Genomic DNA, 22,371 nt, shown 5'->3' with positions numbered 1-22,371 from the left:
TTGAGGCAAATTTTACGGAAAAGGAGATGAAGAATTTTATATTAATCCTACTAATTGTACCATCTTTATTATCAAGTCAAAGCGTAGATACGACTCTTGTACTGGATGACATTATGCTTTATTCAGATCGCATATCAATGCCATTCTTAGAGGACAGCCGATCCATAGAAGTTATTAGAGCTGAAGAAATTGCCAAGATTCCTGCAAGAGATGTAGCTGGTATACTTCAATTTGCTACTGGTGTAGACATTCGTCAAAGAGGTCCTCATGGTGTTCAGGCAGATATAGGAATTAGGGGTGGAGGCTTTGAGCAAACGCTCATTCTAATCAATGGTCTAAAAATGACCGATCCTCAGACCGGACATCATGTGATGAACCTCCCGATTTCTCCGGAGAACATTGAAAGAATCGAAATCATCAAAGGCCCTGCCGCCAGAATTTACGGACAGAACGCATTTGCAGGAGTCGTGAACATTATTACCAAAGTTCCTGACGAACTGAAGGGTACCATCCATTTTAAAGGAGGGCAAAACCAGTTATTGGGAATGGGTTTAGAAATGTCGTTACCCAGCAAGCTAACAGACCAATATCTATCCATTAATAGGAATGTAAGTGAAGGTTATCGATATAATACAGATTACGACATTACAAACTTCATTTATCAGAATCAATTTGTTGTAAGTGGGGCCGAAACTTCACTTTTTGCCGGATTTACCGAGCGGGAATTTGGGGCTAATGGTTTCTATGCCAGTCCAAACTTCCGCGATCAATATGAAGAAGTACAAACCAGCATTGTTGGATTGCAAAGTAAAATTCTTAGGGGAGCATGGATTATAAAGCCAAAAGTTTACTGGAGACGAAATCAGGATGAGTATATTTTTGTCCGAAGCAACCCAAGTTTATATCGCAATATGCATATTGGTAATAATCTGGGGGCTGAAGTGAATACGTCCTACATCAATGATTTAGGAACGACTGGATTGGGAATCGAGTTTAGAAATGAAAATCTGGTCAGTACGAATTTAGGAACGAGAAAACGCCAATTGGTCAGTGCTTACGTGGAACAACGACTGGATTACGGAAAGTTCAGCCTTACTCCCGGCATATCGTTTCAGTATTTTACTGATTTTGGTCCCCATTTCTTTTACGGTGCAGATGCATCTTATAATTTTAGTCGCAATTTCATGCTATATGGAAGTGTGGGAACGACCTATCGGGTGCCTTCTTATACAGATAGATTTTATACCGACCCTGCGAATGAAGGGAATGCTGACTTAAAACCGGAGACGGCCTTGACCTCAGAGATAGGTGTGAAGAGGTTGGGAAGGAATTTTAATCTGCAATTAGCTGCCTTTAGAAGAATTGGCAATGACTTAATTGATTGGACGCGAGATACTCTTGTCTCTCCTAAATGGACACCTGTGAACCTGAATCGGGTACCGGTCAATGGGTTTGAGGCTTCCCTTAGTGTAAATCTCGGATACATATCAGGTCTTTCAATTCTGGGTTATCAAAAAATTAACTACACTTACATAGATGCTGTCATTGAATCAAGTGATGCCGCAGAATCACGCTATTTGTTAGAGAATCTCAGGCATCAATTGACTTATCTGGGCAGTTTTAATGCTCAGTATTTTTATGCGAATATTACATATCGCTATCTTGATAGAGTGAATCTCAACGATTATCAACTTTTAGATGTGAGGCTAAGCAAGCAATTCAAAAGATTTAAAGCATTTGTAGACATCAACAATGTTTTTGATGAAGAATACAAGGAGACTAATCTGGTTCCGATGCCAGGAAGGTGGATAGTAATAGGTACAAGTTTTAAGATGTATTGATCAAATGAAGTTTGGAAAACTTGAAAATATAGATCAGGTAGATTTCACCTTGCCAGAGGACCGAGTAATATTCGAGGCAGATCCCTCAGATAGTATCAAAATATATACTGGGGCTACTTCATGGAATAAGAACGAATGGAAAGGAGTGTTGTATCCAGAAAAGGCTAAAAAGGCCGATTTTATCAGACACTATGGAAAGCAATTTAATTCTATTGAATTGAATGCCACGCATTATAGAACGCCAAGTGATCAAACGATTGAGACATGGGTAAATGAGACTCCGGATGATTTCCGTTTTTGTCCCAAAGTTCTACAAGCGATTTCTCATCGTCATAATATGCTAAGCAATGAAAACCTCGTAAACAATTTTATCGTCCAACTTTCGAAGTTGGGAAAAAAAATGGGGCAGACATTTCTACAATTACCACCCTATTTTAAATATGAAAGCCTTCCGTATCTAAAATCATTTTTAAAGTCATGGCCAGAAGAAATACCATTGGCAATAGAGCTTAGAAATGAGGAGATGCATAACAATGAGAATTATTTTGAAGCCTATATTGACATCCTTTCACAATATCATTGTACCCCTTTGATTACAGATGTAAGCGGACGCAGAGACCTCATGCACATGACATTGAATGGACCTAAAGTCTTCATAAGGTGGGTAGGTAATGGGCTTCACCCATCGGATTACGCTAGAATATTAGAATGGAAGGAAAGGATTAAAACTTGGAAGCAATATGGCGTTCAGGAAGTGTATTTTATGCTTCATGAACCTGACAATCTGAAAACACCTGAAATAGCTGAAATCTTCAGCAAAGAATTAGAAAATATTCAATATATTGACCAACGAGGACCGAAATTAATTCAAGAACAACCTAATTTATTTTCTTAGAACTATGGCTGAAGAAGTGTTAGAAAACTACATCCACAGAGATCTGAGCTGGCTGGATTTTAATTACAGGGTATTGCAGGAAGCCAAAGACAAGTCGCTTCCCTTACTTGAAAGAATAAAGTTCATGGCCATATACTCTTCTAATCTGGACGAATTTTTTAGAGTTAGAGTGGCGAATCATCGTAATCTAATGAGAGCCGGTAAAAAAACGAAAAGAGAATTAGAATTTGCACCAGAAGCATTATTAAAACAGATACTTGACAAGGTTAACAGGCAGCAGGAGGAAATCAGCTCTATCTTTGAAAATCAATTTATACCGGAATTAGAGCAGAACGGAATCAGAGTTCTCAGAAGACTAGATCTCAATGAGGAACAAAAAGCTTTCGTAGAAGACTATTTTAATCAAAATCTTTTGCCATTTGTACAGCCGGTACTCCTTGTAGAAGACAAGATCAAACCTTTTCTCAATAACGCTTCTTTGTACTTGGCCATTCACATGAGGGATAGGTCTAACGATAAGGTGAATTATGCCATCGTTAAAATTCCTTCAGATCAATTGGATCGTTTCATCATTCTCCCTTCATCAGAAGACAAATTTAATGAGTTGATACTTCTGGACGACATCGTCAGACACTGTGTCAAATGGATATTTCCCGGTTATGAGATTATCGACACGTATTCCATCAAATTGACACGTGATGCTGAACTGTATATCGACGATGAATACTCCGGAGACTTAATCGCTAAAATCAAGCATTCACTCAACAAGAGACAGGTAGGACCGGCCTCTCGCATGGTATACGATCGGGAAATGGACAAACCCTTCTTGAAATATCTGATTAAGGTTTTTGATTTAGGTGAATTTGACTTACTACCGGAAGGTCGATACCACAACAATTTTGATTTTTTCAAGTTCCCGTCTTTTGGTCACAAGCATTTGACCAATATACCTTTTCCTCCACTTCCCTACCCTGCTTTAGAAGGTAAGAATATTTTCAATCGTATCTCAGAGCGTGATCACTTTATTCATGTGCCTTACCAATCCTATGAATCAGTCATTCAATTTTTCGAACAGGCCGCAGTCGATCCGAATGTCACGCACATAAAAATCGTACAATACAGGGTTGCAAGTGTGTCTAGAATCATGAATGCACTCTTAGAGGCTGTTAGTTTGGGCAAGCATGTATCAGCTTTTATTGAAGTCAAAGCCAGGTTTGATGAAGAAGCAAATCTACAATGGGGAGAGAAACTGGAAGCTGCTGGCGTCAATGTCTACTACAGTATTCCGGGTATTAAAGTACACGCTAAAATGGCCATTGTCAGAAGAATTGAAGAAACCAAGCCCAGTATCTATGCTTATTTAAGTACAGGCAATTTTCATGAAGACACCGCTAAGATCTATTCTGATATCGGAATTTTCACAAAAGACACCAGGATTACCAATGAAGTAACCAGGCTATTTTCTTATCTGGAAATGCAGAAAAAACCGACTACCCCATTCAAACATTTACTGGTTGGAAAATTCGGTATGAAAGAACAGCTCATACAATTGATAAGAAAAGAAATAAGGATTGCAAGAGATGGTGGAGAAGCCTTGATTGTTTTAAAGATGAATAGCTTACAAGATCCAATGATGATAGATGAACTTTACAAAGCTTCTAAGGCAGGAGTTCAGATTAAATTGATTATCAGAGGTATTTGTAGCCTTAAACCGGGAATTCCGGGACTTAGCGAAAATATTGAGGCGATCAGCATCGTGGATCGCTTTCTTGAGCACGCCAGAATTTTCATTTTCTACAATCAAGGTAAAAGGGACATTTACATTTCTTCTGCGGACTGGATGGTACGTAATCTTGATCACAGAATTGAAACTGTACTGCCCATCTATGATGAAGATATCAGACAAGTTTTATTGGACCTAATCCGAATTCAACTCTCTGACAATGTCAAAGCCAGACTTATACATCATGAGAAAAACAATGAATACAAGTCAGATAAAGACGATCTGGCCATCAGATCACAGACCGAAACTTACTATTACATGAAGAGACTGAATGAAATATTCCAGCAAGAAGAGGTAGAAGAAGAAATCATAGAATAAAATACAGCATTTCAGAGCTTCAGGTACTCTTCGATTCCTGACTTTATTTCGTTAAAAATATATCTGAGCTTCTGTTCGTCTTCCTCTAAGAGAGTTACTCTGAATCCAAGAAGATCTGAGCAAAAAGAAGAAACCGGAACCACACAAATTCCCTTGGAAACCAGCAGATTATAAACAAACCGTTTGTCCAATGAAATATCATCTTTCAGCCAAATATCCAGAAGTTTCGCCATTTGTTCGTTCTGGACTTTGAGAGATTGATTACGATGAAGCACTCCCTCGTCAAAAATAATGGTATTATAAAAGGCCCCATAGGTAGGATTAAATCTAATACCTTTCACATCCTTAAGAATTTCGGAAATAATGACGCTCCTCTCCCCAATTCTTTTATTTACCTCTTGTCGGTACTTTGCATAATTCGGATGTTCCATAATTAGTGGAATGGCCATTTGCGGAAGTTTTGTAGAACAAACTTCAATCATTTTCGCATCCTCCAACGCTTTGCACAATCGAGCAAATGCTGGGTCTTTCTCTCGATTGTAAAACTCAGTCCATCCACATCTTGCACCAGGCCACGGAATCTCTTTAGATATGCCTTTCATGGAAATGGCCGGAAGATCACCAATCAATTCTGCTATTGACTTAGAAATAGCGCCATTATATAGAATATTAAGATATATTTCGTCTGCAATGATGAATAAGTCAAACTCTTTTGCAATGGCAATCATTTTAAGCAAAACTTCTTCAGGATATACCATCCCGGTAGGGTTATCTGGATTGATAATGAGTATTCCAACAATATTAGGATTGTACTTCACTTTTAAATACAGATCCTGCAAATCGGGTAACCAGCCATTATCAGGATCGAGGTAATAGGTCACTGGTTGATCATTGGCATGAGCGGCTTCAGCTGAGGAATGGGTAGAATAAGCAGGTGAAGGCCCGATCACTCTTGAATTAGGCAAAAGAAATTGGTATACTTTAGAAATCGCGTCTCCGAGGCCATTGAAAAAAATAATATCCTCAGGGGTTATCTGTACACCATTTTTCTCATTGTTCTTTTTCGCTAAATAAGATCTTGTTTCAAAAACACCTTTCGAATGACAATAACCGTATGTTTCGTCTCTATCTAAAAGATCTTTCAAAATATCCTTAATCCACAAAGGCATCTTGTGATTTTTAGCGATCGGATCACCTATATTTTCATTGAAAACCTGTAAACCTAGACGTTCCAGTTGCTCTGCTTTTTTTACAATACCCCTGATTTCATATTGTAATTCTTTAGCTCCCGGGCTAATCAAATCCTGCCTCATGTGATTCGTATTTAAGGAAGGTGCGAAGATAAAAGAAAATTGTATTTTGATTCGGAATGGATAAGCTGCAAAAGAAGATAACCCTCTTTGGACTCACTATGATCGCGGTAGGATCATGCATAGGTGCCGGCATCTTTGTCACTCCCGCTGTTGTAGCACAAGCCATTCCAAATCAATTTTGGATCATCATGGTATGGGTTTGCGGCGGTGTAATCGCCTTTACCGGCGCATTGTCACTAGCTGAATTAGGAAGCATGTTCCCAAAAGCTGGAGGAGTTTATGTTTTCCTTCGCGAGACTTATGGAGAAATATTTGGATTCCTATACGGATGGATCATACTCCTCGCAGTAAATACTGGAGCATTAGCTGCATTGTCAATGGCTTTCTCAGATTACCTGGTATTCTTTTTTCCTCTTCTGGAAGCATACAAATTATATATTTCCATCATATTGATTGCACTCTTAAGTATGGTTAATTGTTTAGGGGTTAACATCAGTCAACTATTTTCAAATGTGTTTACTGTACTAAAGTTAAGTGCGATGATTCTCATCGTTCTATTTTCCTTTAGTTATCTTTTAGGTGATCAACCAAGTCCAGAATGGCAGGGTGCTTTGTCGTTTGATGGTCATTTAATTTCAGCTTTTTTTCTTGCTTTGATAGGAGTGCTCTGGTCATTTGGTGGATGGCATCATGCTTCATACCTGGCTTCTGAAACAGTCAATCCGACGATCAATGTCCCAAAGGCAATGATATTGGGAGCCTTAATCGTCACCATAGTGTACATTTTGATTAATTGCGCCTACATGATTTTTTTACCCCTTGAAGAGATGGCAGCCTCAGGAAGAGTCGCTGGAGATGCAGTATCACAATACATGGAAATGGGCGGTAAGTTAGTATCTGGAATAGTTCTGATTTCGATCTTCGGTACGATCAGTATTTATTCCATGTCTGCACCAAGGGTATACTACGCGATGGCTAAAGATGGCGTATTTCTGCAATCCTTAAGTAAAGTACATGCTAGATTTAACACACCTGTTAATGCCATTATGCTACAAGGTATATGGGCTATTATCATTATTATCGCAGGAAAGACTTTCAAAAGCATTATCACCTATGCTACTTTTATGGATGTGGCCTTTATGGCACTTGCAGCCGTGGCAGTTCTGGTTCTCAGAGTCAGAAAGCCCGAATTAGAGCGTCCCTTTAAGGTTCCACTTTATCCCATTATTCCATTGATATTCATATCCATCACTTCTGTTTTTATATTGAATACTCTAATATTCCAACCCTTTGAATCTTTTGCTGGCATAGGACTCACATTGTTAGGCATACCTATTTATTTGCTATTCAAAAAATATAAATGGTAATAAAACCAGTTTTGCAAACATTAATGCTTTGAGTCGAGCATAAAACCTTCCTTAAGTATTTCAATACTGAAATATTTAAAATATAGGTCTTTTACATAAGTTGAGCTCAATATACGTTAAGGTTTATATGTCAACAACTTGTAAAATAAAACGTTATGATTATCAGTTACACTATTTGAAAACTTAATTATTATGCAAAAATTTATAATCCTGCTTTGTGCAGTACTGCTCATCCTATCTTGTAGAAAAGAGGAACAATGCCCAGCAGAAGACTTTACGGGTACCTATATGGGAGATGCAGAGTGCATGTTAGGTCTCACTGATCAAGATGATATTCGTGTCGTCATTTCTAAAAGAGATGATAAAACACTTGAAGTAGAGTTCCTTGGAAATGTGCTTGTTGTAGACATAAAAGGTTGCGAGCTGGAAGTTGATGACAATATAGCCCTTGGTACAGGAACAACTGGCAGTTTGACTGTATTGGATGAAACGCTAACCCTCCACTACGAACAGAAAGTGGCCGGAATCGTTACTGAAGAATGCGACTTTTTAGGCATGAAAATTTAAAAAAACGAAAAAAGGCGATTTGTTTGATCAAATCGCCTTTTTTTATCTCTGATTTCTTTTATTCTCCGTCTGCTGAATTAGCCATAAGAGAGAAAAACTCATCTAGTCTAGGAGTAACGATGATTTCTGTCCTTCTATTTGTTGCTCTTCCATCTGCCGTAGAGTTGTCGGCTTTAGGCAAATATTCACTTCTTCCTCCAGCCGTCATTCTAGCCGGGTTGACGTCATAATCATTCTGTAGGATTCTTACAACGGAAGTTGCTCTTTGAACACTTAAATCCCAGTTGTCTCTGAAAGTAGCACCTTCGATCACTTTTTTATTATCAGTATGACCTTCTACAATGATATCAAAATTACTATGATCATTAACCACCTTAGCAACCTTAGCCAACACGTTTTTAGCTTCACTATTAACAGTTGCGCTACCAGATCTAAATAATAACTTATCAGATATAGAGATGAATACCACTCCCTTCTTGACATCGATCTGAATGTCAGAATCATTAACATCAGCTAAAGACCGCTTTAAGTTCATCACTAGTGCAAGATTCAATGAATCCTTTCGCTGAGCATCTTTAGATAAATCCTGGATGTACCTGCTTTGTTGATTGAGAGACTCCAAAGACTTTTTAATGCTTTCTGCTCCAGCTTTGTTTACTACGGAAAGATCAGATAGTCTGTCAAGCAGGTTGGTATTGGTTTTTTTATTATATTCCAATTCTTCCGTAACGATTCGAAGCTTCTCGTCTTTAGCGTTTAGATTAGACTGATACTGAGCTTCAGACATTTGCATCTGCGCTTTCATATTTTCAAGTTGTGTTTCAAGCGTTTCTTTGTCATCTTCACACTCCTCATTCTCTGCACTTAGTTGTTCATATTTCATTTCAAGTGCAGATTTTGAAGCTTCAAGATCTACAAATTTTTTCTTGCTCACACAAGATGATGTGAACGTGGCCAGCATTAAAAGCAGTGCCAAGCCCTTACTTAGTTTATACATAATTAAAATTTTAGTTAGAATAAGACTTAAAGTTCTATTTTTCTGCGAAATAATTTAACATTTAGGCCTAAAAATCATCTTTATTTGTGTCTTTCCTTTAGTTTTTTGTCAATGTCAGAAAGAGCAAGGCCTTTATATTTTAAAAGCACAAGATAGTGATACATGAGGTCTGCTGCTTCGTTGAGAAACAGTTCATCATTGTCATCTTTGGCTTCAATTACCAATTCGACAGCCTCTTCTCCTACCTTTTGAGCCACCTTGTTGATGCCTCTTGCAAATAGAGAGGCGGTATAACTATTCTGCGGATTGGCGTCCTTTCGCGATTCAACAATCTTTTCTAGCTCATAAATGAAGTGATCTGATTGATTAATCTCCTTCCAACATGTATCATCACCTTTATGACAAACTGGACCGCTTGGATTGGCCTTGATAAGGATACTGTCTTGATCACAATCCAACAACATTTCTTGTACCAATAGATAGTTTCCACTTTCTTCACCTTTAGTCCAGAGTCGCTGTTTAGTTCTGGAGTAAAAACACACCCTTTTATCCTCTAAGGTCTTATCAAAAGCTTCTTTATTCATAAATCCCAACATCAAAACCTTAGAGGTCAGACTATCCTGCACGATTGCAGGAACTAATCCATCCATTTTATTGAAATCGATCTGTTGTTTTTTTAAATTGATCATCTTAATTTATTCTAACATTAATTTTTTCTTTTTCAAGATAGGCTTTCAATTCTGGTATGCTGATTTCACCAAAGTGAAAAACACTGGCAGCTAAGGCAGCATCTGCCTGCCCCCTTTCGAACACCTCCTTGAAATGAATTTTACTTCCTGCGCCCCCACTGGCAATTAAGGGTACATCGACCATCATAGAAATCTCTTTCAGACTTTCATTTGCAAAACCATTTTTTGTCCCATCATGATCCATCGACGTAAATAATATTTCACCTGCCCCTCTGGAAACTGCTTCTTTTATCCATGGATACAATCTTACTTCAGTCGCTTTGCGGCCACCTACTAAATGAACAATCCACTCCCCTTTTATAAACTTAGCATCCACCGCTAATACGATACATTGATTGCCAAAATTTGCGGAACATTCATCTAGCAACTCTGGTCTTCGAACTGCTGCGGAATTAATACTTACTTTGTCAGCTCCAGCCTGGAGGGCTGCGTAAGCATCTTCAACACTGCTTATTCCACCACCAACGGTAAATGGAATATTGACATTCCTGGCCACCTTGGTGACCAGGTCTACTATTGTTTTACGCTTATCGGCAGTGGCAGTGATGTCTAAGAAAACCAATTCATCTGCTCCTTGTTCAGCGTAAATTCGTCCCTGTTCTACTGGATCCCCGGCATCTACAAGGTCTAAAAAATTAACCCCTTTTACGGTTCTGCCATCTTTAATATCCAGACAGGGTATGATTCTCTTACTTAGCATTAACTCTGGCTTTTTATAAAATGGCCTAGATCTCGCAAGGTCATTCTACCTTCATAGATAGCTTTTCCTATAATGGCTCCATTGACCCCTAATTCCTTTAATTCTTCCAGCTCTTGTATCTTAGTCACTCCTCCGCTTGCGATCAATTTGATATCGGGTTGTCTATCAATGATCTCTTTATAGAGATCTACTGAACTACCTGCTAACATACCATCTTTAGAAATATCTGTACAAACAAAATAGTTGACGCCTTTGAGGTGATAATCTTTTATGAAATCGAAGATTTGAACCTCAGATTCTTCTTGCCAGCCATGTATTGCAATTTGCTTTCCTTTGACATCCGGACTTAATATCACAAATTCCGGTCCGAAAGACTTAAGAAAACGCTCAGTCAATACAAGATTTTTAACAGCGATTGATCCGAGGTTGATTTGATCCGCACCGGCATCCTTAAGGGATTCTCCGTCCTCTAGTGTTCTGATCCCTCCTCCATAGTCAACTATTAATGACGTACCGGATTTTATTTCTTCCAATATTTTTTGATGCATGACACGTCCACTTTTAGCACCATCTAAATCTACCAAATGCAAGTAGCGTAGACCATGATCTTCAAAACTTTTAGCCACTTCCAATGGCTTATCAGCATAGACCTTTTTCTTAAGAAAATTCCCTTTTTCAAGTCTAACTGCTTTGCCTTCGATGATGTCGATCGCCGGTATAATTCTCATAATTCTAAAAAATTTTGAATGAGCTTTTCACCATTTTGAGCGCTTTTCTCCGGATGAAATTGACATCCATAGAAATTATCTTTCTCTAATATGGCGCTAAAAGAAACATCGTAATCACAGGATCCAATGGTATGCTCACAAATCGGTGCGTAATAACTGTGAACAAAATAAAAGTATGCATTGTCTGTTATTCCCTTAAGTAAAAGAGAGGGCTTTAAATTTACCGTGTTCCAGCCCATGTGTGGCACTTTCCCAGAAACCCGAAAACGCCTTACTTTTTCTTCAAATATTTCCAGACATTTGGTATTTCTTTCTTCGGAGAAAGAACATATGATTTGCATACCTAAACAAATACCCAAAAAAGGTTGCTTTAAAGTGGGAATCACTTGATGCAAGTTGTTCTTGCTAATTTGATCCATAGCACTTCTAGCTTCACCAACACCCGGAAATATAATTTTGTCGGCTGTTCTAATCTCATCTGCTCTGTTAGTCAGAACTGCATTGACGCCTAGTCTTTCTAAAGCAAATCTTACGGATTGGACATTGCCTGCTCCATAATCTATGATTACTACCTTACTCATTTATAAACTTCCTTTCGTGCTGGGCAAAACCATATATTCAGGGTCACGTTTCACTGCCTTGCGAATGGCTCTCGCAAAAGCCTTGAAGATGGCCTCTATTTTGTGATGTTCATTATTACCTTCCGCTTTAATGTTGAGATTACACTTTGAAGCGTCAGAAAACGATTTGAAAAAATGGAAAAACATTTCCGTCGGCATATCGCCAATTTTTTCCCGATTAAATTCAGCGTCCCATACAATCCAGGGTCGTCCTCCAAAATCTATAGCCACTTGAGCCAGACAATCATCCATCGGAAGCATATAACCATACCGTTCTATCCCCAGTTTATTTCCAAGGGCCAACAAAAACGCCTCTCCAAGAGCAATCCCTGTATCTTCAATGGTGTGATGCTCGTCTACTTGCAGATCACCACTGACATCAACCTGCAAATCCATGGCTCCATGCTTTGAAATTTGTTCGAGCATATGATCAAAAAATCCCAGGCCAGTTTTGAACCGACCTTGCCCACTTCCATCCAGATTTAAAACAATCTTAATTTCTGTTTCCTTCGTATTTCTTTGATGTTCGATGGTTCTGTTTTCAAGCACTAAAAAATCATGAATTTCTTTCCAAGTATCACATTTGTGGAAATTACCAGTTATGTTAATATCTTTATTTATTAAGATCCCCTGGGCTCCCAGGTTGTCCGCCAGTCTCATGTCGCTAAGTCGATCTCCTACCACAAAAGATGAGGCGAGATCATAATCCCCTTCGAGATACTTAGTCAACATACCAGTACCTGGTTTGCGGGTATTCTTGTTTTCATGTTCGAAACTGCGATCAATGTAAATATCATCGAAGTTCACACCTTCTTGCTCAAGTGCCTTCAATATCTTATGGTGAGCTGGCCAGAAAGTATGTTCAGGAAAGGAATCTGTTCCCAATCCATCTTGGTTGGTTACCATCACCACTTCAAAATCAAGTTTTTCTAATATAGCCGGTAAGTACCTTAACACCCCTGGCATAAATTCAAGCTTTTCAAGGCTGTCCAATTGGAAATCAATTGGAGGCTCCTTTGCCAAAACACCATCTCTATCTAAGAACAGTACGCTTTTCATTTCACCAGCCATTTGATCAGTTTATCGTTTTCTTCGGGTGTGCCTATGGTTATTCGGAGACATCCAGCACATCCTTGTTGTTGAGATCTGTCTCTGACGATAATTCCCTCGTTTTTGAGTCCATTAAAGTACCTCATGCAGTCGTCAAACTTAACCAATAGAAAATTGGCATCACTGTCAAATACTCTTTCCACCATCGGTAAGGTTGCTAATATTTTACCTACGCGGTCTTTTTCTGACTTAATGATCTCAATATTCTTAGTAAACTCTCCTATGTTCTCTAATCCTTGGAGGGACCTTCTTTGTGTCAGAACATTTACATTATATGGAGGTTTGATTTTATTCAAAGCCGAAACGATGTAGGAATTGGTGAAAGCCATGCCTAATCTAATTCCCGCCATGCCCCAGGCTTTAGAAAGCGTCTGCACCACTATAAGGTTGGGTTTACCAGAGATCAATTCCATAAAGCCAGGTTGATTTGAAAAATCAATATATGCTTCATCAATGACAACGATACCTGGAAATTGGTCGATTATATGCTCCACTGTATCTTGATGTAAACTTATTCCAACCGGATTATTCGGACTACATAAAAAAAGAAGTTTGGTTTCTCTATCGTAGGTTTTTAAGATGGCATCGTGTTGAAGTTGAAAATCTGAGGTAAGATTGACAGATTTCACAAAAATATTGTTAATTCCTGCCAATACCTTATACATACCGTAGGTAGGAGGTGTGATGATCACGGCATCTTTTCCCGGTACGCAGAATAGTCTGAAGATCAGATCCAAAACTTCATCAGAACCGTTACCAAGAAATATTTGGTCTTCAGGAAGGTTCTTAATCTCACTGATCCTCTTTTTCAATGCCCTCTGTAGTGGATCAGGATATCGATTGACACCATTTTCAAAGGGATTTTCATTAGCGTCAATAAATACGTCCGCCCTCCCCTGAAATTCATCTCTCGCAGAAGAATAGGGCTTTAGGGAAAGGAGTTCCGGCCTAATCAATTGCTCTATCGCCCTCATAAATCTCGCTTTAAATCGTTCAACCTGATGGTAACGGCATTCTTGTGACCCTCAAGACCCTCTGCTTCCGCCATGATTTCAATGGTAGGTCCAAGATGGAGTATTCCGCTTTTATTTATTTTTTGGAAGGTGATCTTTTTCACAAAAGCATCTAAATTCACACCACTGTAATTTCTTGCAAATCCCGCAGTAGGAAGGGTATGATTGGTACCAGATGCATAGTCACCTGCACTCTCCGGGCAGTAATTGCCTAAAAAAACAGAGCCTGCACTTTCTATATAGGAAATGTATTTATCGAAATCTTCATCCGCAATAATGAGGTGTTCTGGTGCATATAAATTCGTAAAATCAACCAACTCATCAAATGAATTCAATACCAGAAACTTCGAATTTTGAATGGCCTGCCGGGCAAATGAGCTTCGAGGAAGGTATTGTAATTGTTTTTCAACTTCAGCCAAAATTTGTTCTAGTTTTGCCTTGCTAAGAGAAAGACATATGACTTGAGAATCAGCGCCATGCTCAGCCTGAGATAATAAGTCACTTGCAACATATTTAGGGATTGAGTTTTCAGATGCAATAACGAGAAGTTCTGAAGGTCCGGCTGGCATGTCAATCGCCGTCCCTAATGATTGAGCATGTTTTTTCGCAGCCGTAACATACTGATTGCCAGGTCCAAATATCTTTTGAACTTTAGGTATACTCTCAGTTCCTACCGCCATAGCAGCGATGGCCTGAGACCCTCCTAGCGCAAAAACTTCAGTAATTCCTGATACCTTTGCCGCGTAAGAAATAGCCGGATGAATCTTTCCTTGTGGGTCCGGTGGAGTGCACAATACAATCTCTCTGCACCCGGCAATTTTAGCAGGAATGGCCAACATCAGCACAGTAGAGAACAATGGTGCTGTACCACCTGGAATGTAAAGACCAACCTTTTCGATGGCTCTACTTTCCTGCCAACATACCACTCCTGGAGAAGTCTCCACCATATTTGGAGGCAAAGCCTGTGATTCATGAAATTTATGGATGTTGGCGCTGGCGACATCGATTGCATCCTTCAATTGCTCTGAAATATCTTCGGTTGATTCTTCAGCCTTAACATTCTCAATTTCAACGCCATCAAATTTTAAAGTAAATTTCTTAAGCGCTATATCTCCTTTATCTTTTACTGCGTCAAATATGTCTGAGATAACTTCAGTGAGATCTCGCTGGTCAAGCTCTGGTCTCTTGACAAGCTGTGACCATTCATTTCTTTTAGGCCTATCAATGATCATACGACAATTTTTTCGATAGGTACAATTAGAATTCCTTCTGCTCCTGCTGCTTTTAACTGATCGATGACTTCCCAAAACTTATCTTCTTCAATCACAGAATGGATAGAACACCAACCTTCCAGCGCTAATGGAAGTACCGTAGGAGCTTTTAGTACAGGCAACAAATCACTGATTTCCTGTACTTTATCCTTGGGTGCATTTAAAAGGATATATTTGGATTTGCGAGCTTTAAGCGTGGTTCTTATCCTAAAAGCGACCTGTTCAATAAGCGCTTCTTTATCCTTTGATAAGTGCTTGTTTTTCACTAAAACAGCCTGGGACTTCAAGATCACTTCTTTTTCAACCAATCCATTTTTAAACAGAGTGGAACCGCTGCTCACCAAATCACAAATTGCATCAGATAGACCAATGTTAGGAGCAATCTCTACAGATCCTGAAATGACATGAATTTCAGCTTCAATGTTCCGTTCTCTTAGAAATTTTTGCAAGGTAACCGGATAGGATGTGGCAATCTTTTTACCTTTCAGATCAGAAATATCATTATATGGAGCTTCTTTAGGTAAGGCTATAGATAGTCTACATTTAGAAAAACCTAGTTTTTCGATTACTTCTACATCAGCATCATTTTCCACCAATAGGTTTTCGCCTACAACACCTAAATCCGCCACACCATCTACGACATACTGTGGAATGTCAGAATTTCTCAGATAGAGCACATCTAAAGGAAAATTATGTGAGCTCGCCTTTAATTGATCCTTACCATTGTTGATTGAAATTCCACCAGCCTTGAGTAACTCCAGTGACCCATCAAATAACCTCCCTTTTTTCTGAACTGCGACATTCAATCTTTCTTGCATTCGAAATCATTATTTTGTTAAATAAAAAAATCCTACCTGAAGACAGGTAGGATTTTTATGCATTGAACACATACGTCAACTAACTACCTGCAGCGGTACGATTAGATGATGATGAGTATGTGTTGTAATATATTTCATTATTGTAAGACAAATATATAAAAGATTTGTTGAAAAAAAATTATCATTAAGTTAACATATGAAAGTTTATTTTAGCGGCTAATTATAAGGTTTAGATGGATTTTTCCCTTTTTGTAATGTGGACTGGTTTCTTAATGGCATCCTTTTCTGTAATAGGAAATGATGTGATTCAGACCCTTGGAACATTCATGAGTTCCAATGAGAAGCGTCCATGGTGGGTCCTTTATATCTTTGCAGGAACTATTCTTACTGCTACTTTAATTTATAGTTGGGTCGTCAATAATGGCGATGTATCATACCTGCGTCTGATAGGTGACCCTCCAGAATACAGTTTGGAAAATCCCAAATATCCTTTACCAGACCCTTTCGCATGGTATTATCTTTTACCGCCCTTAGTATTGCTTTTCATTACCAGATGGGGAATTCCAGTCAGTACTTCCTTTCTCATACTTACTTTTTTTAAGCCAGCAGGTCTGGAGGATATGGTGATTAAGTCTGTTATTGGCTATGCGGTTGCCTTTGGTGCTGCGATCATTGTTTACATGATCATTTCCCGAGTGCTTGAAAAAAAGTTTATAGAAAACCCTATAAGCACTAGACAAAGACAGATTTGGACGTTCCTGCAATGGTGTTCCACGGGATTTCTATGGACACAATGGCTAGCTCAAGACTTTGCTAACATATACGTATACCTCCCGCGGCAACTGGGCGGTACTTCACTTATCATATCATTAATAATTCTGCTAACGATGCTGGCCTTCATTTTTTATGTGAAAGGTGGTGCCATTCAAAAAATAGTTAAATCAAAGACCAATACATCCGACATAAGGTCTGCAACCATCATAGATTTGATATATGGTATTGTTTTGTTCTTTTTCAAAGAAGTGAATAATATTCCCATGAGTACGACCTGGGTATTTATAGGGTTGCTGGCTGGTAGAGAAATTGCTGTGAGGTGGCGACTGGATAAAAAGCTGACGATGATAGAAATTAAAGGTGTCTTGATGGACTTAGGTAAAGTGACCTTTGGACTGGTAGTCAGTATAGCACTTGTCTTTTTTATTAGATGGATTACCGTCTAAAAAATTCACAAGAATCCTTTAGAATTTGATATTTTATATTAAATTTACATATATAAATGGTATGGTAAAGTCCATATTTTCTGCTCAAAACGAACCAAAGAATAAAGTTGACACTTTTAAGAAAAAAGTTAGCCGTCAAGTGATAAGAGTGGTTGAAATCGTTTTTACATTCTTTAGAAACCGAAATTAAGGAATAAGCCTGTAACCGATTTTCTGAATTACTACAAAAAGGAGATCTCTGCTCTTTGATCTTGATTTTTTTCTCTCCCCTCCTATTCTAAGCTGTCTTTGTTTTTATAAAACCTGCTAGAATTTCAAATCCTTTATCAAAGCTCACATTATTATTAATCACGATGTCCGTTAATTCTTTATAGGGTTTAATATATTTGTCAAAAGCAATCATGACATGGTTTTCATAACGGTATAATACATCTTCCAACGGATAATTTCTCTCCAATTGATCCCTTTTAATCCTCCGAATTACTTTCAAGTTTTCACGTGCCTCGATAAAAATACTGTAGTCGAGTATAGCTCTGATCTTTTCGAAATGGAGTACAAATAAACCTTCAACCACAATCACAGGCGCTGATTTCAATGTGATGACTGATGGTTTCCTCTGATCGTTATTGAAAGTATATTCTGGTCTGGTGACAGTCTTGCCTTCCTTTAAGGCGTGTATATCATAAATAAGTTCCTGGTCATTAATAGAAACAGGAAGATCAAAGTTTTTTACTCCTTTTGCATCCTCTATTTGCTCACTTCTCGGTTTATAATAGTCATCTTGAGATACAATGCATATTTCTTCAGTCGTAAATACCGATCTCAATTTCCGAATAAACGAAGTCTTTCCGGAGCCGCTTCCCCCACTGATTCCTATGACTATTGGCTGTTCCATCTGCTCTGAAGTATTAATTGGAACAAATATTAAAAAATTTAGCTATTTTCCCAGCCTTAAACACAGATATGGAGTTTTTTTCGGGCTTGTTACGAGGGCTGCTAGGAATAATCGTGCTTATTATCGTTTGCTTTCTTTTTAGTTCAAAGAAGAAGCAAATCAGTTGGAAGATCGTCGGAATAGGAATAGGCCTTCAATTCTTGCTTGCGATACTTCTGCTAAAAGTGCCTTTTATCAATAGTGCCTTTGATTGGATCGCTGATATGTTTGCCAAGTTACTTCAGTTTTCAAGTGCCGGCGCTGAGTTTATCTTCGGTGACCTGGTGACCAGAATAGATTCCTTTGGGTATATTTTTGCTTTCCAGGTACTTCCGACCATTGTATTTTTTTCTGCCATTTCAGCCATGCTTTACTACTTCGGAATTCTTCAAAAAGTAGTGTATGCCATGGCATGGGTAATGACTAAAACAATGGGTTTATCGGGCCCTGAAAGTCTTGCTGCAGCTGCAAATGTCTTTATCGGGCAAACGGAAGCTCCTTTGGTTGTAAAACCATATCTCGAAAACATGACCAGGTCGGAAATTCTGTGTTTAATGACCGGTGGAATGGCAACCATTGCCGGTGGTGTTTTTGCTGCATACATTGGCTTTCTGGGAGGTGCAGACCCCGTGATGCAAGCTTACTTCGCAAAGCACTTGCTGACAGCATCAATTATTTCCGCTCCAGCCGCAATTGTAGCGGCGAAAATTCTCCTTCCCGAGACTGAGAACAAAGAAATCGAAGATCAGATGAAAATGGAGGGCTCCAGTGCCAATAATGTCCTGGACGCCATTTCTCAAGGAACCACTGATGGTTTAAAACTAGCCGTGAATGTGGGCATTATGCTACTGGTATTTACAGCCATAATTGCACTTGCAAATGCCATCATGTTAAAATTTGTAGGCTCCTGGACTGGTTTAAATGATTGGGTTTATAGCTTTACGGATGGGCGCTTCGAGGGTTTCGATTTTACCTTTATTCTGGGATTGTTATTTGCTCCCTTTGCATGGATACTGGGCACTCCAGGAGAAGATATTTTACTAGTAGGTCAACTTCTAGGGCAAAAAACCATACTGAATGAATTTTTTGCCTATGCAGAATTGAATAATATCAGAGAGGCTGGTATTGATTTAAATCCAAAGTCAATTATCATTGCGACTTACGCGCTTTGTGGTTTTGCCAACTTTGCTTCTATAGGCATTCAAATTGGAGGTATTAGTGCCATAGCTCCGGGTCAAAGAAAAAACTTAACTGAACTGGGTTTGAAGTCTTTGATTGGAGGGACCATTGCTTGTTTTCTTACAGCTGCGATAGCAGGAATTTTAACCTAATATCATAAGGGGCAATTTATTCTCTTGCCACTTGACCATTTTGCATCACCCACTCCACATTTCGAAGATTAGAAATGTCTTCCTGCGGATTGCCTTTGACTACCACCAGATCAGCTTTAAGTCCTTTGCGCAAACTACCGATCTCTGCACCATATCCAAACACGTTGGCGTTTACTGATGTAACTGATTTCAAAACCTCCATGCTATTCATACCATATTCAACCATCATTTCTAGTTCTCTTACATTTTCACCATGTGTAAAGACGCCTACATCTCCACCAGCTACTATGGTTACTCCAGACTGCAGCGCTTGTGTGAAAGAAGCCTTTTTATCTTTTATTCTTTTGGGTTCTTCGTCCACACCTTTTTTCCAACCTCTATATTGCATAATCGCATCGCCTGCCGCAAGAGTGGGACAAAGCGCCACACCCTTTTCACGCATTAATTCAAAGACCTCCTTTGTACCGCCATCTCCATGTTCAATTGTACTCACTCCAGCCAAAGTTGCTCTACGCATTCCTTCTGCACTGGCAGCATGGGCGACTACTTTACGGCCGCTACTCTCCGCAATTTTGACCATCAGTTCCAATTCCTCCTGAGTGAAAGTAGGCATAGCCGTACCTCCAAGTCCCCAACGATAATCTGCATAAACCTTTATCAAATCAGCTCCATGACCTATTTGATCTCTTACGACTTTAATGATATCATCATAGCCATCAGCTGGTTCAGCACCTAAAGGAACTTTGACAAACTCATGGAATCCTTTAGGCCCATAGCTTCCCGTGGTGACAATGGCTTTGCCAGCAACAATCATTCGCGGTCCCGGAATGATTCCTTTTTCAATGCTTTGTTTAAGACCTACATCCACATAGCCAGCACCTTCTGAACCCAGATCTCTCACTGTGGTAAATCCCGAATTCAGTGTCGCTTTGGCATGATTTGCTCCTCTTATCGCTCTTTCCGCATGTGACTCCTTTAATACTTGATCATTCCAATCTGTCTCATTATAGGGATGAAGAAGCAAGTGAGAATGCCCTTCTATCATACCTGGCATGAGTGTACTTTCCGAAAAATCCAATGTGGTTATTTTGGCTCCTGTAGGAATAGAAACTTTAGCACCTACTTCTACAATAAGATCCTCCAGCACCAGAACTTGCCAATTCTCATGCATGTTTTCCCCGTCGAAAACCCAATCAGCGTTAATTAGAGTATAGCTTGATGTCTGTGCACTTAAAACATTGGTAAATAATAAGATAAATAGATATATTCTACTGATCATTGCTTTTTTGTTGTGCCGCCTCCTCCTTCTTCAATCGATCCTTGGCTAAAGCTTGAAGATCAACCACTTTATCAGATTCATCAACGATCTCCTTTCCCAATAGTGTTTCGAAAACATCCTCCATCGTGACCACTCCCACTACATTTCCAAACTCATCGCGAACAATAAACATATGCTGCTTCTCAGCAGTCAGCTGATTAAACAGATCATGTAATTTCATTTGTGGAGAAACGAACTTCGCAGCTCTGGCTACATTCTCAATGGTATCATTTTCCCTACGTTCTTTTAGATAGCTTAAAAGAATATCATCTCTTAAAGCAATGCCGGTAATATCATCTTTATCATTACCAAAGATAGGTATCCTCGAAAATGTGGAGCTTTTAGGATTTTCAATAAAAGACTTGATAGTGGTATCTTTCTGAACCATGTACACCACTGTCCGAGGAGTCATAATATCTCTGACCATTTTTCGCTCAAAATTCAAAAGGTTTTTTATGATTTCTGACTCTTCAGCGGCTAACGCACCACTCTCTTTACCTACTGAAGCAATAGCAGCAAAGTCTGCTCTGCTTAATACAGAGGCTGATTTATCACTTTTTAACATTCCGGTTATCAGCTTGCTTAACCATACAAAAGGATATAAAATCCAAATAATGACCCTTAATGTTTTGGCTGTAAATGGAGCTAGTGATCGCCAATTATTGGCACCGATTGTCTTGGGAATAATTTCAGAAAGCACCAAGATGAAAAAAGTCATTAAGCCTGCGATTAGAGCTTCGTAACTAAGGTGGAATCCTCCTGGTAGTGGGATCTCCGTTTCTCCAAATAGATTGCTGGCTTGTACACCTACCATGATCGCACCTATAGTATGAGCAATCGTATTTAAAGTCAAGATCGCAGACAAAGGTTTATCCAAATCATCCTTGTATCGGCTTAAAAGAATTCCGGTACTGGTATTAGATTGCACCTGTTGTGTCACATAAGACGGTGTAATGCTTAAAAGAACAGCTTCAAGGATGGAACACAAAAAAGAAAAGCCAATCGAAATGGCAAAATAGATGAAAAGTAAGAGCACGTTCTTGTTTTTCTTACAAAGTTAATATTCCTTTACTAAGTTCGAGATTTTATTGCTGATACTTCTAGTTGTACCAGACTGCGTACCTTTGTCTTTTCAATATCTTGCTAAGCTGTACCTCCATATCCATAGCCTGAGTTTTATTCATAGGGTTGAGATGTCGATAAAGACTTGGCCTTAAATAAAGTCCGTACTTCAGTACCAAATTTGAGGCAATTTTATGTCCTTTTAAAGATCTCGCATTGGTTTTATGTTTTTTAAATCTTTGTTCAGGAGTTAGACTGGTCATTCCGACATAAAGGCATTCCACGACACCATTAAACTGAGGATTGGCTTCACGAAACTTGCGGTTCTCTGTCCACACTTTCCGAGATAATTCAACGACATAAACGGAATATGCTGTCATAACTTAAGCTGTGCAGTATTTGTGCCAATCTTTTTT

The 22,371-nt window shown here is 38.9% G+C and carries 21 protein-coding genes; 7 read left to right on the top strand and 14 right to left on the bottom strand.

Annotation, left to right across the window (positions count from 1 at the left end; all coding sequences use genetic code 11):
• The first annotated feature begins 26 nt into the window (after window positions 1-26).
• Genes L2567_RS16730 through ppk1 form a run of 3 tightly spaced genes read left to right on the top strand, consistent with a single transcriptional unit; the run spans window position 27 to window position 4,837 of the window.
• Window positions 27-1,841, top strand: a complete 1,815-nt coding sequence (locus L2567_RS16730) for a TonB-dependent receptor plug domain-containing protein (RefSeq protein ID WP_235298959.1) — start codon at window positions 27-29, stop codon at window positions 1,839-1,841.
• Between the two features lie 4 nt (window positions 1,842-1,845).
• The gene (locus L2567_RS16725) at window positions 1,846-2,736 is read left to right on the top strand and encodes a DUF72 domain-containing protein (RefSeq protein ID WP_235298958.1); all 891 of its coding nucleotides are present in this window, start codon (window positions 1,846-1,848) and stop codon (window positions 2,734-2,736) included.
• A 4-nt stretch (window positions 2,737-2,740) separates the two neighbouring features.
• Complete coding sequence (gene ppk1, locus L2567_RS16720) at window positions 2,741-4,837, top strand: polyphosphate kinase 1 (protein ID WP_235298957.1); 2,097 nt, start codon at window positions 2,741-2,743, stop codon at window positions 4,835-4,837.
• 11 nt (window positions 4,838-4,848) lie between these two features.
• Here ppk1 and L2567_RS16715 read toward each other — a convergent pair whose 3' ends face one another.
• On the bottom strand, window positions 4,849-6,150 hold the full coding sequence (locus L2567_RS16715; RefSeq protein WP_235298956.1) for a pyridoxal phosphate-dependent aminotransferase: 1,302 nt from the start codon (window positions 6,148-6,150) through the stop codon (window positions 4,849-4,851).
• A gap of 56 nt (window positions 6,151-6,206) precedes the next feature.
• Between L2567_RS16715 and L2567_RS16710 the strand changes: the two genes are divergently transcribed.
• Together L2567_RS16710 and L2567_RS16705 are read left to right on the top strand one after the other, a co-directional pair.
• Window positions 6,207-7,517, top strand: a complete 1,311-nt coding sequence (locus L2567_RS16710; RefSeq protein WP_235298955.1) for an APC family permease — start codon at window positions 6,207-6,209, stop codon at window positions 7,515-7,517.
• Between the two features lie 192 nt (window positions 7,518-7,709).
• Entirely contained in the window at window positions 7,710-8,084 is a 375-nt protein-coding gene (locus L2567_RS16705) for a hypothetical protein (RefSeq protein ID WP_235298954.1), read from the top strand.
• A gap of 58 nt (window positions 8,085-8,142) precedes the next feature.
• On the opposite strand, the gene L2567_RS16700 is transcribed toward L2567_RS16705, so the two are convergent.
• The 9 genes from L2567_RS16700 to hisG form a co-directional block, all read right to left on the bottom strand.
• Window positions 8,143-9,081, bottom strand: coding sequence for an OmpA/MotB family protein (locus L2567_RS16700; RefSeq protein ID WP_235298953.1), 939 nt, complete (start codon window positions 9,079-9,081; stop codon window positions 8,143-8,145).
• A gap of 80 nt (window positions 9,082-9,161) precedes the next feature.
• Entirely contained in the window at window positions 9,162-9,770 is a 609-nt protein-coding gene (gene hisIE, locus L2567_RS16695) for a bifunctional phosphoribosyl-AMP cyclohydrolase/phosphoribosyl-ATP diphosphatase HisIE (RefSeq protein WP_235298952.1), read from the bottom strand.
• 1 nt (window position 9,771) lies between these two features.
• The gene (gene hisF, locus L2567_RS16690; RefSeq protein ID WP_235298951.1) at window positions 9,772-10,530 is read right to left on the bottom strand and encodes an imidazole glycerol phosphate synthase subunit HisF; all 759 of its coding nucleotides are present in this window, start codon (window positions 10,528-10,530) and stop codon (window positions 9,772-9,774) included.
• The gene (hisA, locus tag L2567_RS16685; RefSeq protein WP_235298950.1) at window positions 10,530-11,258 is read right to left on the bottom strand and encodes a 1-(5-phosphoribosyl)-5-[(5-phosphoribosylamino)methylideneamino]imidazole-4-carboxamide isomerase; all 729 of its coding nucleotides are present in this window, start codon (window positions 11,256-11,258) and stop codon (window positions 10,530-10,532) included. Before hisA ends, hisF begins: the two co-directional genes overlap by 1 nt.
• Window positions 11,255-11,839: an imidazole glycerol phosphate synthase subunit HisH gene (gene hisH, locus L2567_RS16680; RefSeq protein WP_235298949.1), complete on the bottom strand. Its 585-nt coding sequence runs from the start codon at window positions 11,837-11,839 to the stop codon at window positions 11,255-11,257. Before hisH ends, hisA begins: the two co-directional genes overlap by 4 nt.
• Window positions 11,840-12,937 carry a bifunctional histidinol-phosphatase/imidazoleglycerol-phosphate dehydratase HisB gene (hisB, locus tag L2567_RS16675; protein ID WP_235298948.1) on the bottom strand — a complete coding sequence of 366 codons (1,098 nt, stop codon included), beginning with the start codon at window positions 12,935-12,937 and terminating at the stop codon, window positions 11,840-11,842.
• Window positions 12,934-13,962, bottom strand: a complete 1,029-nt coding sequence (gene hisC, locus L2567_RS16670) for a histidinol-phosphate transaminase (protein ID WP_235298947.1) — start codon at window positions 13,960-13,962, stop codon at window positions 12,934-12,936. The genes hisB and hisC overlap by 4 nt, the downstream gene beginning before the upstream one ends.
• A complete protein-coding gene (gene hisD / locus L2567_RS16665) occupies window positions 13,959-15,233 on the bottom strand; it encodes a histidinol dehydrogenase (protein WP_235298946.1) in 1,275 nt (424 codons plus the stop codon). Before hisD ends, hisC begins: the two co-directional genes overlap by 4 nt.
• Window positions 15,230-16,090 carry an ATP phosphoribosyltransferase gene (hisG, locus tag L2567_RS16660; protein ID WP_235298945.1) on the bottom strand — a complete coding sequence of 287 codons (861 nt, stop codon included), beginning with the start codon at window positions 16,088-16,090 and terminating at the stop codon, window positions 15,230-15,232. Before hisG ends, hisD begins: the two co-directional genes overlap by 4 nt.
• 233 nt (window positions 16,091-16,323) lie before the next feature.
• Between hisG and L2567_RS16655 the strand changes: the two genes are divergently transcribed.
• Complete coding sequence (locus L2567_RS16655) at window positions 16,324-17,310, top strand: hypothetical protein (RefSeq protein ID WP_235298944.1); 987 nt, start codon at window positions 16,324-16,326, stop codon at window positions 17,308-17,310.
• A 277-nt stretch (window positions 17,311-17,587) separates the two neighbouring features.
• Here the strand turns inward: L2567_RS16655 and L2567_RS16650 are convergent, their stop codons facing one another.
• On the bottom strand, window positions 17,588-18,205 hold the full coding sequence (locus L2567_RS16650) for a uridine kinase family protein (RefSeq protein ID WP_235298943.1): 618 nt from the start codon (window positions 18,203-18,205) through the stop codon (window positions 17,588-17,590).
• A gap of 68 nt (window positions 18,206-18,273) precedes the next feature.
• Between L2567_RS16650 and L2567_RS16645 the strand changes: the two genes are divergently transcribed.
• The gene (locus L2567_RS16645; protein WP_235298942.1) at window positions 18,274-19,575 is read left to right on the top strand and encodes a NupC/NupG family nucleoside CNT transporter; all 1,302 of its coding nucleotides are present in this window, start codon (window positions 18,274-18,276) and stop codon (window positions 19,573-19,575) included.
• 16 nt (window positions 19,576-19,591) lie between these two features.
• On the opposite strand, the gene L2567_RS16640 is transcribed toward L2567_RS16645, so the two are convergent.
• The 3 genes from L2567_RS16640 to L2567_RS16630 all read right to left on the bottom strand — a co-directional run bounded on the left by L2567_RS16640 (window position 19,592) and on the right by L2567_RS16630 (window position 22,335).
• Window positions 19,592-20,854, bottom strand: a complete 1,263-nt coding sequence (locus L2567_RS16640) for a metal-dependent hydrolase family protein (RefSeq protein ID WP_235298941.1) — start codon at window positions 20,852-20,854, stop codon at window positions 19,592-19,594.
• Window positions 20,844-21,929 (bottom strand): hemolysin family protein, encoded by a 1,086-nt coding sequence (locus L2567_RS21175; RefSeq protein WP_235298940.1) that lies wholly within the window; start codon window positions 21,927-21,929, stop codon window positions 20,844-20,846. Before L2567_RS21175 ends, L2567_RS16640 begins: the two co-directional genes overlap by 11 nt.
• A gap of 64 nt (window positions 21,930-21,993) precedes the next feature.
• The gene (locus L2567_RS16630; RefSeq protein ID WP_235298939.1) at window positions 21,994-22,335 is read right to left on the bottom strand and encodes a hypothetical protein; all 342 of its coding nucleotides are present in this window, start codon (window positions 22,333-22,335) and stop codon (window positions 21,994-21,996) included.
• Between the last annotated feature and the right edge of the window lie 36 nt (window positions 22,336-22,371).

Origin of the sequence: Portibacter marinus (assembly GCF_021533195.1) — a bacterium.
Lineage (GTDB): Bacteria > Bacteroidota > Bacteroidia > Chitinophagales > Saprospiraceae > Portibacter > Portibacter marinus.
This window is presented reverse-complemented; position numbering and strand designations above follow the sequence as displayed.